This window comes from Enterocloster bolteae (assembly GCF_002234575.2).
Taxonomy (GTDB): domain Bacteria; phylum Bacillota; class Clostridia; order Lachnospirales; family Lachnospiraceae; genus Enterocloster; species Enterocloster bolteae.
On the sequence record NZ_CP022464.2, the window covers coordinates 5,618,292 to 5,634,888 of the forward strand.

Consider the following 16,597-nt stretch of genomic DNA (forward strand, 5'->3'; position numbering starts at 1 on the left):
CCATCCTGTTCAAACGGGAACCGCGAACCCAGCTGCGCTGCGCTTGCGCAGCATGAAAACGAATCTGTCTTCGATTATTTCGTTTTCATCTTGATGTCGATGTACACACCAGCTGGCATTTCCAGTCTGGACAGCGCATCAACTGTTTTCTGGCTTGGAGCTGTGATGTCGATGAGTCTCTTGTGAGTTCTCTGCTCGAACTGCTCTCTGGAATCTTTGTACTTATGAACCGCACGCAGAATAGTTACTACCTCTTTCTTGGTTGGTAACGGCACCGGTCCGCTCACCTGTGATCCTGTCTTCTTTACAGTCTCGATGATTTTTCCGGCGGACTGATCTACCAACTGATGATCATAAGCCTTTAAAGTGATTCTCATTACTTGACTTGCCATAAAAAAAGTCGCCTCCTTTTCGCACTTTCAAACCAAGTACGACAAGCGGTGACTGTACACGTTTCCGTGTGTGTCCTAACAGAACTCCACACTGATTCTGCGTTCTAACATTGCAGTTTCTTTAATTGGTACAGTGACTTGTCGCCAGTTTCCTAACTTGACATTCGCTCCACGGAAAACCCGCCTCACTTTGTGGGCAGCAACCTCTCGCTTCAACGCTATCATGCCACAGCCTTTGTATGATAGCACACATTCCAAATAAATGCAAGTATTTTTTTCAATTTTCTTCGTCAGTGCTTCGTCAGCCTTTGCCCGGAGTTTTATTGGTTTTAATTGATTCTTTTCAACGCTTTTCCCGGAGCATTCTTACTCAGGCTGACTGGGGTCTCCAAAAGCAAAAAAGGAAAGACCTCCCATTTATTATAGAAGTCTTTCCTTATATGAATCATTTTAGTCACATACCGGTAATAGCGCCAGTCTGTTTACTCTGTGCAGTATGGCTCCGTGGGCTCCTGTGCGTAAGAATCAACATCACTGTCATCATCCGCCTTTGTCAGCTCGCCTGAGCTGTTGGTTGTAAACTTGACGCCGTCGCTGTTCTTTACATTGCTTCCCTTCATAACCTTACCGGAAGCGTTGACCACATAATTCCTGCCCTCCACCCGGTAGCATACATACTTCTGGCCGTCCGTTGCCTTCTGGAGTTTCCCCTTATAGTATAAGTAGTTATCCTTAACCCCATTGACGCCCCGTCCATTGTCCAGGAAGTAAAAATCGCTCTTATTGCCGTCGTCCTCGGTCACCTTCATCTTTCCTTTTTGGACACAGCTCTTATTCTTATCTCCAAAGTAGAACGCGGTCCAGTCATCCTCGCCGGAACCGGTATAAACCTTCTTAAGTCCATAAACCGGATTGCCCAGATGGTTGAACAGATAGGATTTGCCGTTCAGCTTCACAATGTCGCTGGTGGTAAGACGTTCGGAATCAGCCGCTCTCGGCTTGCCGCTGTTATTGAAGTAGAACCACTCCACGGCTTCCTCATAACCGTTCAGATCCTCAGGAGGTTCAATGGAATACCAGCCAATCTTGGCCTTGCCGTCAGAACCAAAGTACATGTAATCCTGGATGGAGTCATTGGTTGTGGACTTTACGTTCTTCCAGCCTGTCTGCATGGCGCCGTTCTCGTCAAAGCAGTAATAGGTTCCGTCTATCTTACGGGCCGTGTAATCGCCGTCTGAGCTGTCAGGCGCATATTTCTTGCCATTTGAGGAGAAATAGTACCAGTAGCGGCCGTCATCATCTGTGACACTGTCAATTCCCGGCGTCACCTTGTCTGCGTTGTCGTCATCGTCATCCGGCGGATACAGCTTCTGCCAGCCCGTCCGCATAACGCCGTCAGAACCGGTATAATACATATCGTCCAGAATCCAGCCAATCTCCATACGGCCATCACCGTTAAAGTGATACCACTTATTGTCAATCTTTTTCCAGGCATCTGTGATTACCTTGCCGCTGCTGCTGAAATAATACCACTCGTATTCGCCCTGGTCGCCGGTAAGCTTCAGCCACTTGTCAGTGAGCATGATGCCGTTGCTGTCCATATAATAATCAGACTCAACCCACGCATTGGTGGCCATAACTCCCTCGCCGTTGAGATAACGCCACTGGTTGTCCGCCCCTTTTTTCCATGTATTATATATTTTATTCCCGTTGGAGTCATAGTAGACCCAGGTGCTCCCCGATTGAGCCCAACCCTCTGCTGCCAGGGCAGATATCGTAGCCGTACCAAAGCACAGCACTGCCGCCAGGGCCCACACCGCCACCATCTTTTTCTTCATATGCTCAACTCCTCTTCCCATCTGCATTCACCCATATCAGCCCTGTTTCTGCCGGGGCTGATAATCCTATGGTATATTGTATCAAGGCTCCCTCAATTATTCAACCTAATTTATCTTTCAATTCTATTACAATTTAGCCAAACCGTTTCTATTTTTCCGAAAATGTACCGAATACTTGACGGAGCCGCAGCACTTAGACTATACTCAATATTATCATTATTATATATGGAAGAAACGAGGTTAAATAAATATATGTGGCTTGCAGACGAGTGGAAGGATTATGAAGTGATAGACTGTTCAAAGGGAGAAAAACTGGAGCGCTGGGGTGATTACCTGCTGGTGCGCCCGGACCCTCAGGTTATCTGGGACACCCCCAGAAACCACAAGGGCTGGAAAAAGATGAACGGCCATTATCACCGCAGCAGCAAGGGCGGAGGCGAGTGGGAATTCTTCCATCTTCCTGAGCAGTGGTCCATTGGATATAAGGGACTTACCTTCAATCTAAAGCCCTTTAGTTTTAAACACACCGGTCTGTTTCCCGAACAGGCTGCCAATTGGGACTGGTTTGGCGCCAGGATTCGCGAAGCCGGACGTCCGGTCAAGGTCCTAAACCTGTTTGCGTATACCGGCGGAGCTACCCTGGCCGCAGCCAAGGCTGGCGCCAGTGTCACCCATGTGGACGCCTCCAAGGGCATGGTGGCCTGGGCCAAGGAAAACGCCCAGTCCTCAGGACTGGCCGATGCCCCCATACGCTGGATCGTGGATGACTGCGTGAAATTCGTGGAGCGGGAAATCCGCAGGGGCAACCGCTACGATGCGGTCATCATGGACCCTCCCTCCTATGGGAGGGGACCAAAAGGGGAAATCTGGAAGATAGAGGACGCCATTCATCCTCTGGTCAAGCTGTGCGTCCAGCTCCTGTCAGACAAGCCCCTGTTCTTTCTGATTAACTCCTACACCACCGGACTGGCGCCCGCAGTCCTTTCCTACATGATAGGCGTGGAAATCGTCCCCCGTTTCGGCGGAACAGTAAGCGCCGAGGAGGTGGGCCTCCCTGTCACCCAGACAGGCCTGGTGCTGCCCTGCGGGGCATCCGGGCGCTGGGAAGCATAATGCAAAAAAGTCCCGCATCAGGATTCGCTGATGCGGGGCTTTTTCTTGCCTGGTGCTAATCTCTGTTCTTATCACCTGCTTCTTAATCACTTGGTCCTTTCATTTTACATAATCCCGTACTTATCGAAAGAGGCTTTTGCAGCCATACCGTTCTTAATGGCCTCAGCCACCATCTTCTCTCCGGTAGCCTTTTCAACAGCCCTGACAATCACTTCCTCCTCAATCTCCTTAGGGATAACAAGGACACCGTCCAAGTCCCCAAATACAATGTCTCCGGGATTGATTTTCACTCCCTCCATGTCAATGGGAACCCTGTAGTCAATCACCTTTCCTCTGGGGCCCTGGTCCTGGGCATATCTCCCATAAGAAAAGCATGGGAAATCCAGGTCCAGGATTCCGTTGGTGTCGCGGTGAAATCCATTTACAACAGCGCCGGCCGCACCCAGTATCTTCATTCTCGTACACATCAGCTCCCCTACCAGGGCATATGTGGGTGACGATCCGGTACATATATATACTTCGTTTTTCTTAAGGTCATCCAGCGCCTCCAGCATAAGGCCAAAGCTCTGCCTCATGATTGGATTCTGCCCCTCAGATACTGTCTCCAGAGCATCTGCCTCAAGCACAGTCATGGCCCTTCCGGCCACCACCATATTTTCCCGCATGGGCTGAATCCTCCATGGCAGGAACTGATGGAGATAGTTCATTTTATCCAATATATCACCTATAACAGATGAATACAGTGTTTCCCTCATGAGAGCAAAAAGCTCGTCATCATTTTTCCATACAACCATGATTTAATAAATTCCTCTCATTCATATGTAATCGTTCTCTGTCAATACGTCAGGCCCTATAGCTTTCCAACTCCCTCATAGCCTCCTGAATCAAGTCAGCCGTAACCGGATACGGTGTATGGCTGAGTTCCTGATTTTCCACAGCCGCCGCCAGCACATCCTCCAGATCATCTTCCAGGGTAAGTCCCAAATCCTTCAGACATGACGGCAGTCCAAGGGAACGGTTGAACCGATAAGTCTTTTCCAACTTATCCCAGTCCCGATCCACCATCAGATTAACCAGTGTACCATAAGCAACCACATCTCCATGAAGATAATTTTCCTCGATCTGTCTGCGTCTCGTAAGTCCATAGAACAATGCGTGGGCAATCCCGCCCACATAATCCGAATGTACGGATACAGACACGATTCCCGGAGTGATAATTATGTTAAGCAATATTTTTTCCAGTTCTTCACTGACAATCCCCGCCTTAGCGTCTTCCACTGCCTTCTTACCAAATTCCAGCATTGGATAGAAGCACAGCCTTCCCGCTAAAATACCAAATTCGCTTCCAAAGCTCAGCTTCTCTCCTGCCTTGGCCGACCACTCCGACTCAACATGTTTTGCCATGGCATCTCCTATGCCGGCCCTGAGATAACGAATAGGGGCATCCAGGATAATCCCGGGATGGATAAAGCAATGGACCGGAACCGAATTTAACCGTTTCACCTTCTCAAACGTTCCGTCTTCACCATACATGATACTCAGCTTTGTAACCGGAGCACAGTTGGATGCAATGGTGGGAATCGTAAACACAGGCTTTCTCAGAAGATCTGCTGCCAGTTTTACGGTATCCACGCATTTTCCGCCTCCCACCGCCAGCAGCACATCCGACTGCCTGACCCTCTGATCTGCAACCAGACGTTCCACATTACTCCAGGTGGCTTCATGGCCATAGAGAATTTCACCCGTCGTCGTCATGCCGGCTTTTTCCACAGCCTGTGTAACATACCGGCCGGCGGCATTCCAGGCTTTTTCCCCATGAACCGCCGCAATCTTATTTCCATATCTCCCAATCACATCCCGGAACGCATCAAATGCATTGAGCCCGATGGTGAAATGCGGAAGATAAACAGACTCCTGTCCTTTCATTCCATTTCCTCTCTGCCCATACGGCAGGGACAGGATTACAGACTCTGCCCCATGGCCGCGGAAATCTTTTCACAGATTTCCTTTAACGCCTCATGGCATCTCTGCTCCAGCCCGGTGTCAAAATATTGAATAATTCCGCTCAAACTGAGAGCCGCCTCAATCTTGCCTCCATAACCGAATATGGGATATGTAATACATTTCAAATAAGGTTCACTTTCCCCTTCATTGGTGGCATAACCGTTTTTCCTGACAGCATCCAGGACTCTTCTGTACTCGTCCTTATCCGTGATGGTCCTCTCTGAATATGATTCAAAGGAACAATGACTGATAATTTTCTCCCTGACCTCTGCCGCAGAATAGGCAGTTAGCACCTTTCCTGCCCCCGTATTATGCGCCTCCACTTCACCGCCTATCTTAGAGTTCAAATCAAAGACAACAGCGTTTGCGTTGGGCACCACACGGTCAATCAGCACGATTTTTTCGCCTTCAAGCACAGACAGATGGGCAATCAGATTCAGTTCTGTTGTAACCTTCTCCAGATAAGGCCTGGCAGCTTCCACAACGCTTATAAACTGAAATGCATTGCTGCTCAGCACGTAAATGGACATGCCAAGGCTGTAGCGCTTGGAAATCTCGTCGTACCTTACAAACCCTTCTTCCTCCAGGGTCGTCAGCACCCTGACCATGGTTCCCTTGCGCATATCTGCCCTCTCGCTGATTTCAGTCAGCGTCATGCTTTTATGGGCACTGTCAAAGAGTTTTAAAACCTTTAGCGCCTTTTTTACCGATGAGATTGTATATTGACTTTCCCGTTCCATTCACCCAACTCCAAACCTTTTTTATTTATTATAGTTTATGTGCTCGCCTGCGGTCAACCGGTTAATCCTGCCCCTACTTTGAGAACAATCCCGGAAGGAAGGTCGAAAAGCCCGGGAAGAACACAAACAGTATCTGCACAAACAGCATCACAAACAGGAAGGGAAGGATTGCCTTGGTCATCTTTGATATCTTTGCTCCGCTGATTCCCTGCGCGACAAACAGGTTGATTCCCACCGGAGGCGTCATCATGCCCAGCATGGTCCCCACTGTAAGCAGAATACCAAAATGCAGCGGGCTGACACCCAGTCCTTTTAAGGTAGGCAGGAACAACGGTGTATAAATCAGCACCTGAGAAGCTGTCTCAAGGAAGGTTCCTGTCACAAAACATAGCAGCACAAAGAGAATCAGAATCACATGGACATTGCCCGTGATGCCCAGAATCACGCTTCCAATGAGCTGCGGAATCTGGTTTAATGTGAGATAGCGTGAAAATGCCATTGCAAATGCCAGTATGAATACAGTGGTTCCTGCTGTAACTGCACCTTTATAGAGAATACCGGGCAGGTCCGACACTTTAAGCTCCTTTGTGATGAACAGTCCTACAAACATGGAATACACCACTACCACCACGGCTGCTTCCGTGGGAGTAAAGATACCGCTGTATATGCCGCCCAGGATAATGACCGGGGCAAGGAGAGGCCAGATTGCCTCCTTAAAACTGGCAGCCACCTTCTTCCACTCAAATTCTCCCTCATCAGACTTGTATCCATTCTTTTTGGAAATCACATAGGTGGTGAGAGCCAGGGCTGCTGTCATGAGGAAACCAGGTATGAATCCTGCCATGAACATCTCTCCAATGGACACCTCACCGGCAATACAGTAGAGCACCATGGGAATAGATGGCGGAATCAGGACTCCCAAAGAACCTGCACTGGCTGTCAATGCTGCGGAAAAATCCCTGTCATACCCCTTCTCCACCATGGGAGGAATCATCATCGCACCTACGGCTGCAACCGTACCCGGAGATGAGCCTGAGATGGCCGCGAAAAAAGCACAGGCCAGCACGGTTATGATTCCCAGCCCTCCATGAATGTTTCCCACAAGGCTGGCTGCAAAATTCACCAGCCTTTTGGACAGCCCGCCGGTCTCCATAAGATAGCCGGCCAGAATGAACATAGGGATAGCCAGGTATGTATAAGAGTCCAATCCCGTAAATGCCATCTGTGATACAAACGCCAGGGGCATACCCTTGGCCAGGACCGCCGCCACAGTCGACAGTCCTATACTGAACGATACCGGTATCCCAAGGAATACAAATACCAGAAATACTGCCATCATCATCAGAAATATGCTCATGATTTGGTTTCAACCTCCTTTTTCCGGACTATCATCTTAAACACTGCCTGCAGGAATCTGAAGGCAATCAGGCAGAACATGACAGCAACCAGTGCATACAGGCCTGCCATAGGAATTCTGAGAGAGGCGGACAGCTGTTTGGAAAGGCTGGCATTATAAATGATCTGTCTGGAGTTGTAGGCGATGACCAGGCTGACGGCAGCGCACAGCAGCTTTACTGCAATGTCTAACGCAAACCTGCCGCGCTCTGAAAGTACATTATCAATCAGCTCCACCCTGACATGGGCGTTATCCAGCACAGCTGCGCTGGCACCGCAGTATATCAGGATAATGAATACATACCTGGACAGCTCCTCTGTCCATGCCAGCGGAAGATTGAACACAAAGCGGAACAGCACCTGGAGAAAACACACCACTATCAGAATCGTAAACAGAAAAACAATCAGATAATATTCAAAGTTTTTCTTTTTTTTCATTGATACGTAACCCCTTTCTGTGAGTCATCTACTGCACCGCTGCAATGATATCCAGCATTTCTTTATATCTGTCCGGATTTATCTCATTGCCGTATTTTTCGCTGACACCCTTCACAGCTTCCCTAAATTCATCCTTTGCCTCAGGGGTAAGCTCCACCACCTCAACTCCGGCTTCCTTCATCTTCTCAAGAGCCAATGCATCCTCAGACTCACAGCTCTCTTTCATATACTCAGTGGCTATCTTTATACCATCGTTCAGAATCTGCTGGTAGGATGGATCCAGTTTATCATACCAATCCTTGGAAACGACAAATGTGACAAAGGTAAATACATGACCATCCAGGGTAAGATACTTCTGAACCTCATGAAGCTTGTTAGCGTAAATATTCATTAGCGGATTTTCCTGGCCGTCAACAACGCCCTGCTGCAATGCAGAGAACAGCTCGCTGAATGCCATAGGAGTGGGATTGGCCCCCAATGCCTCAAACACCTCCAGATGAATCGGCGTGGTCATGGTCCTTATTTTTAATCCTTTCATGTCCTCCACACTGTTGATTGGATGCTTGCTGTTGGTTGTATGACGGAAGCCAAAGTTTCCAAATCCCAGACCCACATAGCCGATGTCCTCAAGCTCCTTTAGCAGTGATTGTCCGAATTCGCCTTCCACAACAGCCTCCACCTGCTTTTCGTTGTCAAAGAGATATGGCAGTGACAGCAGTCCGAAGTCCTTTGAGAAGTTTCCGATGATATCCGTACCGCAGGGAAGCATGTCCGCCACTCCCAGCTTCAGTCCCTCAAAAACCTCCTGGTCATTTCCAATCTGGGCTCCTGTGAATATCTCTACCGTGAAGTTTCCCCCTGTCTGCTCTTCTATGTATTCCTTCATCTTATTTACAGCAATCGCCTCAAAATGGTTATCAGCCACACCCACGCTGACCTTCATGGTAACTTTCTGGCCTGACTGTGTCCCGGTGTCTGCCGGCGCACTCTGGGATGCCTCTCCCTTCGGTGCCTGTGACACTGTCTGTCCCCCTGTGCCGCCACATGCTGTCAATAACATACTCCCGGCTAATAATGCTGCTAACATTCTCTTCTTCATTTTTAAATACTCCTTCTCTTAGTATTCTTTATTCTACAACTGCTCCCTTGGATGCAGATGCGCTGATTCTTCTGTATGTCCTCAGATATCCCCGCTTTACTTCTTTTTCCACAGGAACAAAACGTTTCCTGCGTTCCTCAAGTATCTCCTCCGGCACCTTAAGTTCTATGCTCCTGGCATCAACATCAATTTCAATCACATCCCCATCCTGTATCAGAGCAAAGTCCCCCTGTTCATATGCCTCGGGTGAGATATGGCCCACGAAAAGTCCGCGGTTGGACCCTGAAAATCTTCCGTCCGTAATCAGGGCGCATGTATCAGACAGCCCCATTCCCTCCAGATATTTCATGGTTTTGTACATCTCGGGCATACCCGGTCCGCCTTTTGGCCCCTCGTACATCAGGACCATGCAGGTGCCTGGTTTCACCCTGCCCTCCAGTACGGCCTGATAGGATTCCTCCTCGGTGGTAAAGACCTGGGCACGGCCTGAATATCTGAACATGTGCTTTGGCACGGCCGCGGGCTTGATTACACATCCCAGCGGCGCTATGTTTCCCTTTAATATGGCGACACCGCCTGTAGGTGCAAAGGGCTCCTCTGCCGTTTTAATCATGTTTCTGTTATTGGTATAAGAAAACCGTGACAGTGCCTCCCCCATTGTAAGGCCGGATACCGTCAGGGTATCCTTGTGCAGGTATTCCTCTATCTCCTTCAATACGGCCGGAACTCCGCCTCCCTCGTAAAAGTCAACCATGTCAAATTCCGAAGCCGGATAAATGGAGGCCACCTGCGGAATTTTTCTGCTGAATTCATCAAATACACTGAGCGGCAGTTCCCCCAGTCCGGCTTCATGATAAATTGCCTGGAGATGGAGAATACCGTTGGTGGATCCGCCCATTGTTAAAAGGTGCATAACCGCATTTTCAAATGCTTCCTCTGTAAGGATGTCCCTTGTGGTGACTCCCTTTTGAACCAGTTCTACAATTTTCTCTCCGGTCTCAACCCCCTTTGCCATGCGGGCTGCCAGGACAGCCGGAATGGTGCTGCTTCCCATCAGGGACATTCCCAGGCTCTCCGATAGGGCGCTCATGGTATTAGCAGTTCCCAGCATGGCACAGGAGCCAGGACACGGTTCCGCAATATCTTCAATATGCCGGAACTCCTCTTCATCAATCCTTCCCTGTTGTTTCCACCCAATAGCCTCTGTCACAATGTTTCCGTCGTAATGCCTGCCGCAGTAGGAAGCCGGATACATGGGGCCTCCATTCAGGAAAATGGCCGGCATCTCCAGCCTGGCCGCAGCCATCAGCATGCCCGGTACAATCTTGTCGCAGGAGCCCAGCAGCACCAGTCCGTCAAACCGGTGGGCCCTTACCATACACTCAATGGATGACGCAATCAAATCCCTGGTGGGCAGAATGTAGCGCATCCCCTCATGGCCTTCCGCAATACCGTCGCAGGGAGCCACCGTGGAGAACTCCATGGGCGTTCCTCCTGCCTTGATAATCCCTTCCTTTACGCTCTCGCACAGCTGTTTTAATACAAAATGCCCCGGCGTCGCATTGGTGTAGCTGTTAGCAATGGCAATAATTGGTTTGCCCAGCTGTTCCCCGGTGAATCCCATAGACTTGTACAGAGCCCGCTTTAGAGCACCCTGTTCCCCTTTTAAGATATCGTTCTCTCTCATTACCCTTCCCTTCTTTTGTTTTGTAATAGAAAACTTTGTTTTGTATTATGAGTTAAAATAATAAGTTTTGCATTGCAAAACTTTGTTTTGTTTTTATACTTATATAATACTCCTACTCTTGTTCTTTGTCAAGAATCATAATGGGGTTTTCAATGATTTCATAACCTTAAATTATAAAAATCCAATTAAAAAGCTGCTGCACAACTGCAACAGCTTTTTTCCACGGCTGGTTAACGTAATTTTTAGCCGGCTGCCAATTGGGACTGGTTTGGCGCCAGGACTCACGGGGCCCAAAAGGAAGATCCGGATGATAGAGGATACCATTCATCCTCTGAGCAAACTTTACACGGCATTTCCTATAAAGCCAGGGCGCCCTCCGGCTGGTTCATGGCGTACGTTCCACCCAGATACCCCCTTGGCAGCATGGGCTGTCTCTCAAACCCGGTCTGCATTTCATAAAAATGCTTCGTGTGCCCGCTCTCAATCACACCGGTCAGGACTTCCAGCGAATGAAGCGCCATATCCGCCCTGGTTCTGGGAACACGTCCCTTTCTCAGCGCCCAGGCCATTTCTGCCACCCCAAGTCCCCTGTCATCGCCGTCGTATCCGTGGGTATGTGGAAATACAACCGGTTCTGTCTGTCCCTTTAAGATGACCTTCACATCACCCCCAAAGAAGTTGGGGTCCTCCAGGAACAGGATTCCCTCTGTTCCATAAAAGGCAACATAAGGCTTCTCTGTGCGGATACTTCTTGAATTAAAATGGAGGGTTCCCACACATCCGTTCTTAAACTGCAGGGAACCGGCAAGGTATGTCTCCGACTCCTGGACGTAGGTTTCCCCGAAGCTTTCATTCTTTACAAAGTAATGGGATTGCTCCGGCATGCATACACCGGACATGCCGCACACTTCCTTCACCTCTCCCAGGATATTAACCATGGCTGTGGTATAATAAATCCCCACATCAATCCCGATGCCTCCCCCCGGCCTGGATGTATAGGGAAATTTCTCAGCCAGAAGCCTGGCATCCCTTTGCAGAACCGCCACACAGGAAGTCACGGTTCCAATCACGCCCGATTCCACCAGATACCTGGCAGTCTGCACGGCTGCTCCCAGGAATGTATCCGGGGCGCTGCACAGCAGCCTTCCCTTTTCATGGGCCAGCGCAGCCAGTTTCTGGGCCTGGCCGAAGGTTGCTGCCAGCACCTTTTCCGTGTACACATGCTTGCCATGTTCCAGAAGGTTCCGTATCACCCCATAATGGGCCGCCGGATTGGTCAGGTTCACCACAATCTCAATCCCGGAATCCTCAAGGATTTCCTCCATGGTCAGGACAGAGATATCATAGGCCGCCGCCGTATCTTCAGCCAGCTGCCGGTTTAAGTCGCAGCATCCAGCCACCTCCAGGATTTCAAACGCATTTGTCATGTTCTCAAAATAGATGCGGCTGATGGCCCCGCATCCGATAACTGCTGTTTTTACCTTTTTGATTCCTTTCATCGGAAGCCTCCTTATACCGCGTTATCCCGGATTACACCGGAATACCAGCGACCGCTTTCCTTGATAATCCGCTCCTGTGTATGAAAGTCCACAAATACAATTCCGAAACGGCTTTCATATCCAAAGGACCACTCAAAATTATCATACAGGGACCACTGGAAATATCCCTTCACATTAACCCCCTGGGAAACAGCCTCCCAAAGCGCGAGCAGATGCCTGTGAAGATAATCCTTTCTCGGTCCATCCTCCACCCTTCCTTCCATGGAAACCACATCGTGGGAAGAGGTGCCGTTTTCCGTAATATAAATCGTTTCAATGCCGTATTCATTTTTCATGCGCAGAAGCATGTTTGTAAACCCTTGCTCTGTTACCGGCCAGTTCCTGTCATTGATCGGAATGTGTTTGGGATTCTCTATCTTAAAACCAAGGGGCCATACGTGCTCATCTGCCTTTACATAAAAGTCATTGTAATAGTTCAGCCCGATGAAATCCAGCTTCTGGCCTATCAGCTTCATATGCTCTTCTTTAAACTCAGGCAGCCGGACTCCCTTGGATCGGTAAAGTTCAACCATGTCCTCAGGATATCTGCCAAACACAATGGGTTCAGCAAACCAGCGGTTCAGGTATCCGTCCGCCCTGACAGCCGCCGCCCTGTCCTCTTCGCTGTCTGTCAGCGGAAGCCTTCCCATAAGATTCAGGGTGATTCCGATTTCCCCCTCATATCCCTGCTTGCGGAAATATTCCACTGCCAGGCCATGCCCCACATAGAGGTGATAGGAAACCTGTACGGCGGCGGAAAAGTCGCGCAGTCCCGGTGCCTGCCGTCCCTCATAATTGCCCAGAAAAGCCGCGCAGTACGGTTCATTCAAAGTAATCCATTTCTTTACCCGGTCATGGAATGCATCCATGACAATCCTGGCGTACTCCATGAAATACCTCGGCATATCGGGATTGGTCCAGCCCCCCATGTCCTGCAGGGCCTGGGGAAGGTCCCAGTGATATAAGGTGATATACGGCTCAATCCCGGCGTCCAGCAATTCATCTATCAGACAGCTGTAGAAATCAAGCCCCTTTTGATTCACTTCCCCGTATCCCTTGGGAAGAATCCTGGACCAGGCAATGGAAAAGCGGTATGCCCTGATTCCCATCTGCTTCATCAGCGCCACGTCTTCTTTGTATCTGTGGTAATGGTCGCAGGCTGTTTTCCCGTCATCCCCATCCAGAATGTTGCCGGGAATGGAACAATATCTGTCCCATATGGTCTCCCCTCTTCCATCCTCATCCCATGCCCCTTCAATCTGATAGGACGCGGTTGCCACCCCCCAGACAAATCCTTCCGGAAAATGATGTTTCCCCGCCTCCGCCTTACCGGAATTGCCTTCATATCTCTGCATCATCTTACCCCTTCCTATTCATCCCGTTCCAATAGTTCCACCACGACCTTCAGGCTGTCCAGCGCATCCATGAACGCATATCTTCCGTTGGCGCCCCTGTATTCGCCTCTCTGCAGGAGCTTCATGCCCCAGTCCTCACAGACGCTTATGGTCTTTTGCATTCCCTTCACATTAAATGATATATGGTGGATTCCCTCGCCAAACTGTTCCAGATGTTCCCGCCATATACTGGGCTCCTCATTGGGCTGTATCAGCTCCATCTGCAGGTCCCCGAAGTAAAAGAAGGTCATATAGCACTTTGCCTTCGGAGCAGGCTCTCCTCTGTATTCCGTATGTGTAATCTCATACTCACCGCTGTTTACAGTCTCCGGTTCCTCCACCCCAAAAAAACGTGCAAATTCTTTTTTTGTCTTTTCAATATCATTTACCAGAAAACCGATCTGCGCCAGCCGCATATCTTCAATGGGCCTGTCCATATTCTTATCCATCTATTCATCCTTCCTTTCCATCCTTTATCCATGCACAGCATATCATCCATAGATTCTTCTATACCTGCTTCGCAGCCTCCATCTTTTCAATGGCCTCCATCAAGCCCTTGATGTAAGCAGTATCCGCATATCTTACCTTATGCCCCCATTCCCTGTCCCCTTCAATACCCGGGACATGGTCGCTGACAAGAAATCCGTCAAATCCAGAATGCATCAGCTTATACACCACCTCAAAGGGGTCAAAGTTCCCCTCCCCCAGGAAACACTCCTGGAATTTGGGCACGGTCCCCCGCACATCCCTCATGTGCGCATAAACCAGCTTTTTCCTGGGTCCGAAATATTTAATGGCGTCGAAGATATTCCTGGCCCCGCCCTCCATCTGGGAAAAAGTCCCGATGCAGAACAGCAGGCCCCAGTTGGGGCTGTCAATCATGGCCTCCGCCCGTTTATAGCTGTCCAGATCGATGAACATCCTTGCTATGCCGGACAGGCTTTTTACAGGAGGGTCATCCGGATGGAGCGCCATGGTAACATTGTATTCCTCTGCAACCGGTATAACTCGTTTCATAAAGTACTCGAAATTCTCCCACAGCAGTTCCACATCCGGCACCGCCACGTCCCTTCTCTGCCCAAAATCATCCATGTCATCCACGCCCTGTTTCTGCATTTCCAAATCAAATGCCTGTACCGTGGCCCCATACCGTCCCACAGGGGCGTGGTTATCTGTCCTCCATACAAAGGAAGGAGAGAAATGATATCCCAGCACAGGAATACCCGCCCGCCCCAGGCTGCGGATGGACTCGCAGACATTTTCAATCTGCCTGTCCCTTCCTTCCAGTCCCAGCATAGCCTTATCGTAAAAGGAAATGGGCATGTTTTCCATGGCCTCCACAATAACGCCGTAACGGTCACATGCATCCCTAAAACGGGCCAGGTCCTCATATTTCCACAATCCGTCCGCCGGCAGGTCATGGGGCAGGTTGAACTGGACCCTGTCTATCCCCATCTGCCTGGCATTGGTAAGGATTTCCTTATCTACGCTGCGTATCTGTCCATAAGCCAGTCTCATATTACATCAACTCCAAATCCGGTCCAGGGAAGTTTCCTGGTTCCATTCATCTGTGGATACCCACACATCTTTGTTCTTCATCGGCCCATGTTCGCGGATAAGGTCCTCGTTAAGTCCCTCAATGCCAAGACCCGGAGCATCCGTGACCACTGTGAATCCATCTTTCACAATGGGCTTCACCGGCCCAATAATTAAATCCTGCCACCACTCCGAATCAAATGCGTCATGCTCCTGGGCAAAGAAATTCTCGCTGGCAGTCGCCATATGCGCTCCGGCCAGGGCGGACACAGGGCTTTCGCACATATGCAGGGCCATGGATGCCCCATACCTGGCTGCCAGGTCTCCCAGCTTCTTTGTCTCCAGGATACCGCCTGAGGTCAGCAGGTCGGGATGAACCACATCCAGGGCGCCTGCCTGAAGAAGCGGTTCAAATGACTCCGCCAGGTACATGTCCTCCCCGGTGGCAATCGGAGCCGTGGTGGCGTGCTTCAGCTCCCCGTACTGGCCTGTCAAATACCAGGGCAGCATATCCTCCAGCCAGGCAAGATGATACTTTTCCAGCCTTCTGGCAATCTTTATCATATCAGGAAGAGGGAAATGGCCAAAATGGTCAATGGCCAGCGGAACCTTGGTGCCAATCACGCTCCTGACCCTTCCAATATATTCATCCAACTGTTCCAGGCCCTGTTCCGTCACATGCATGTTAGTAAAAGGATGAGGAATCCTATTAAAATCATACAGCTGCGCATTAGCCGCCGAGCTTTCAGCCCTTGTGCCGGTCCTTGTAACCTGACGCACCTTTTCCTCCACGGCCCTCAGTTCATTCACCCAGTCCAGAGGACCGCAGTAATTTCCTTCCTGGGCCATCAGAAGCTCCACGCTGAGTATTTTGACCACGGTAAATCCCTGGTCCATATACCCCTTCAGGATGCGGCCCACCTTCTCAGGTTCCATCAGAATGCCGGTGGCCCTTCCCTCCTCGATGTGGGTATCCGCGTAAAGTCTTACCTTATCCCGGAACCTTCCGCCCAGAAGCTGGTACACAGGCACGCCGTACGCCTTGCCTGCCAGATCCCAGAGGGCCAGCTCTATGGCGCACACACCGGCCGCCTGCCTTGCCGGACCGCCGAACTGTTTGATTTTCCTGAATATCCGGTCCACTTCACAGGGGTTTTCCCCTACAATCCTGCTCTTCAGATACTTTAAGTAGGTGGCGCTGGCACCATCCCGCATTTCCCCGTATCCGCTGATTCCCTGGTTCGTATCAATCCGCACCAGGTAACAGCCCCAGGGCGGAAGGTCAACCTTGGTAAACTTCACGTCTGTAATCCTCAGCTTCGACGGATTGGAGCTGCGGCGTACATAATCCAAACATTCCTCATAATTCACATTTGTCTGCCTGTCTTTATATTCCATTATCATCCTCCTGACTTTATTCTAT

At 49.9% G+C, this 16,597-nt stretch carries 15 protein-coding genes; 1 reads left to right on the forward strand and 14 read right to left on the reverse strand.

Features of this window, described 5'->3' with window-relative positions; genetic code table 11:
* Positions 1–74 precede the first annotated feature (74 nt).
* The gene (gene rpsJ, locus CGC65_RS26130) at positions 75–392 is read right to left on the reverse strand and encodes a 30S ribosomal protein S10 (RefSeq protein WP_002566515.1); all 318 of its coding nucleotides are present in this window, start codon (positions 390–392) and stop codon (positions 75–77) included.
* A gap of 482 nt (positions 393–874) precedes the next feature.
* On the reverse strand, positions 875–2,230 hold the full coding sequence (locus CGC65_RS26135; protein ID WP_002566516.1) for a hypothetical protein: 1,356 nt from the start codon (positions 2,228–2,230) through the stop codon (positions 875–877).
* 252 nt (positions 2,231–2,482) lie between these two features.
* On the opposite strand from CGC65_RS26135, the gene CGC65_RS26140 reads away from it, so the two are divergent.
* Positions 2,483–3,343 carry a class I SAM-dependent methyltransferase gene (locus tag CGC65_RS26140; protein ID WP_002566517.1) on the forward strand — a complete coding sequence of 287 codons (861 nt, stop codon included), beginning with the start codon at positions 2,483–2,485 and terminating at the stop codon, positions 3,341–3,343.
* A 104-nt stretch (positions 3,344–3,447) separates the two neighbouring features.
* On the opposite strand, the gene CGC65_RS26145 is transcribed toward CGC65_RS26140, so the two are convergent.
* The 12 genes from CGC65_RS26145 to CGC65_RS26200 all read right to left on the reverse strand — a co-directional run bounded on the left by CGC65_RS26145 (position 3,448) and on the right by CGC65_RS26200 (position 16,572).
* Positions 3,448–4,137: an RraA family protein gene (locus CGC65_RS26145; RefSeq protein ID WP_002566518.1), complete on the reverse strand. Its 690-nt coding sequence runs from the start codon at positions 4,135–4,137 to the stop codon at positions 3,448–3,450.
* A 49-nt stretch (positions 4,138–4,186) separates the two neighbouring features.
* Complete coding sequence (locus CGC65_RS26150) at positions 4,187–5,269, reverse strand: iron-containing alcohol dehydrogenase family protein (RefSeq protein WP_002566519.1); 1,083 nt, start codon at positions 5,267–5,269, stop codon at positions 4,187–4,189.
* 35 nt (positions 5,270–5,304) lie between these two features.
* A complete protein-coding gene (locus tag CGC65_RS26155) occupies positions 5,305–6,087 on the reverse strand; it encodes an IclR family transcriptional regulator (protein ID WP_002566520.1) in 783 nt (260 codons plus the stop codon).
* A 73-nt stretch (positions 6,088–6,160) separates the two neighbouring features.
* Entirely contained in the window at positions 6,161–7,444 is a 1,284-nt protein-coding gene (locus CGC65_RS26160) for a TRAP transporter large permease (RefSeq protein WP_002566521.1), read from the reverse strand.
* The gene (locus tag CGC65_RS26165; protein ID WP_002566522.1) at positions 7,441–7,920 is read right to left on the reverse strand and encodes a TRAP transporter small permease; all 480 of its coding nucleotides are present in this window, start codon (positions 7,918–7,920) and stop codon (positions 7,441–7,443) included. Before CGC65_RS26165 ends, CGC65_RS26160 begins: the two co-directional genes overlap by 4 nt.
* A 28-nt stretch (positions 7,921–7,948) precedes the next feature.
* Positions 7,949–9,019, reverse strand: a complete 1,071-nt coding sequence (locus CGC65_RS26170) for a TRAP transporter substrate-binding protein (RefSeq protein ID WP_002566523.1) — start codon at positions 9,017–9,019, stop codon at positions 7,949–7,951.
* Positions 9,020–9,047: 28 nt separating this feature from the next.
* Complete coding sequence (ilvD, locus tag CGC65_RS26175; RefSeq protein WP_002566524.1) at positions 9,048–10,706, reverse strand: dihydroxy-acid dehydratase; 1,659 nt, start codon at positions 10,704–10,706, stop codon at positions 9,048–9,050.
* Between the two features lie 356 nt (positions 10,707–11,062).
* Entirely contained in the window at positions 11,063–12,205 is a 1,143-nt protein-coding gene (locus CGC65_RS26180; RefSeq protein ID WP_002566525.1) for a Gfo/Idh/MocA family protein, read from the reverse strand.
* An 11-nt stretch (positions 12,206–12,216) separates the two neighbouring features.
* Positions 12,217–13,602 carry a GH1 family beta-glucosidase gene (locus CGC65_RS26185; protein ID WP_002566526.1) on the reverse strand — a complete coding sequence of 462 codons (1,386 nt, stop codon included), beginning with the start codon at positions 13,600–13,602 and terminating at the stop codon, positions 12,217–12,219.
* Positions 13,603–13,613: 11 nt separating this feature from the next.
* Positions 13,614–14,087 (reverse strand): VOC family protein, encoded by a 474-nt coding sequence (locus CGC65_RS26190; RefSeq protein WP_002566527.1) that lies wholly within the window; start codon positions 14,085–14,087, stop codon positions 13,614–13,616.
* Between the two features lie 58 nt (positions 14,088–14,145).
* Positions 14,146–15,156 (reverse strand): mannonate dehydratase, encoded by a 1,011-nt coding sequence (locus tag CGC65_RS26195; RefSeq protein ID WP_002566528.1) that lies wholly within the window; start codon positions 15,154–15,156, stop codon positions 14,146–14,148.
* Between the two features lie 6 nt (positions 15,157–15,162).
* Positions 15,163–16,572 (reverse strand): mandelate racemase/muconate lactonizing enzyme family protein, encoded by a 1,410-nt coding sequence (locus CGC65_RS26200; protein WP_002566529.1) that lies wholly within the window; start codon positions 16,570–16,572, stop codon positions 15,163–15,165.
* Positions 16,573–16,597: the final 25 nt, after the last annotated feature.

What these genes read in the sequence shown, in the direction of transcription:
- CGC65_RS26135 (WP_002566516.1), bottom strand. Translation starts at nt 2,230, where the DNA reads ATGAAGAAAAAGATGGTGGCGGTGTGGGCCCTGGCGGCAGTGCTGTGC.
- CGC65_RS26150 (WP_002566519.1), bottom strand. Translation starts at nt 5,269, where the DNA reads ATGAAAGGACAGGAGTCTGTTTATCTTCCGCATTTCACCATCGGGCTC.
- CGC65_RS26145 (WP_002566518.1), bottom strand. Translation starts at nt 4,137, where the DNA reads ATGGTTGTATGGAAAAATGATGACGAGCTTTTTGCTCTCATGAGGGAA.
- rpsJ (WP_002566515.1), bottom strand. Translation starts at nt 392, where the DNA reads ATGGCAAGTCAAGTAATGAGAATCACTTTAAAGGCTTATGATCATCAG.
- CGC65_RS26200 (WP_002566529.1), bottom strand. Translation starts at nt 16,572, where the DNA reads ATGGAATATAAAGACAGGCAGACAAATGTGAATTATGAGGAATGTTTG.
- CGC65_RS26160 (WP_002566521.1), bottom strand. Translation starts at nt 7,444, where the DNA reads ATGAGCATATTTCTGATGATGATGGCAGTATTTCTGGTATTTGTATTC.
- CGC65_RS26180 (WP_002566525.1), bottom strand. Translation starts at nt 12,205, where the DNA reads ATGAAAGGAATCAAAAAGGTAAAAACAGCAGTTATCGGATGCGGGGCC.
- CGC65_RS26185 (WP_002566526.1), bottom strand. Translation starts at nt 13,602, where the DNA reads ATGATGCAGAGATATGAAGGCAATTCCGGTAAGGCGGAGGCGGGGAAA.
- CGC65_RS26140 (WP_002566517.1), top strand. Translation starts at nt 2,483, where the DNA reads ATGTGGCTTGCAGACGAGTGGAAGGATTATGAAGTGATAGACTGTTCA.
- CGC65_RS26195 (WP_002566528.1), bottom strand. Translation starts at nt 15,156, where the DNA reads ATGAGACTGGCTTATGGACAGATACGCAGCGTAGATAAGGAAATCCTT.
- ilvD (WP_002566524.1), bottom strand. Translation starts at nt 10,706, where the DNA reads ATGAGAGAGAACGATATCTTAAAAGGGGAACAGGGTGCTCTAAAGCGG.
- CGC65_RS26190 (WP_002566527.1), bottom strand. Translation starts at nt 14,087, where the DNA reads ATGGATAAGAATATGGACAGGCCCATTGAAGATATGCGGCTGGCGCAG.
- CGC65_RS26165 (WP_002566522.1), bottom strand. Translation starts at nt 7,920, where the DNA reads ATGAAAAAAAAGAAAAACTTTGAATATTATCTGATTGTTTTTCTGTTT.
- CGC65_RS26170 (WP_002566523.1), bottom strand. Translation starts at nt 9,019, where the DNA reads ATGAAGAAGAGAATGTTAGCAGCATTATTAGCCGGGAGTATGTTATTG.
- CGC65_RS26155 (WP_002566520.1), bottom strand. Translation starts at nt 6,087, where the DNA reads ATGGAACGGGAAAGTCAATATACAATCTCATCGGTAAAAAAGGCGCTA.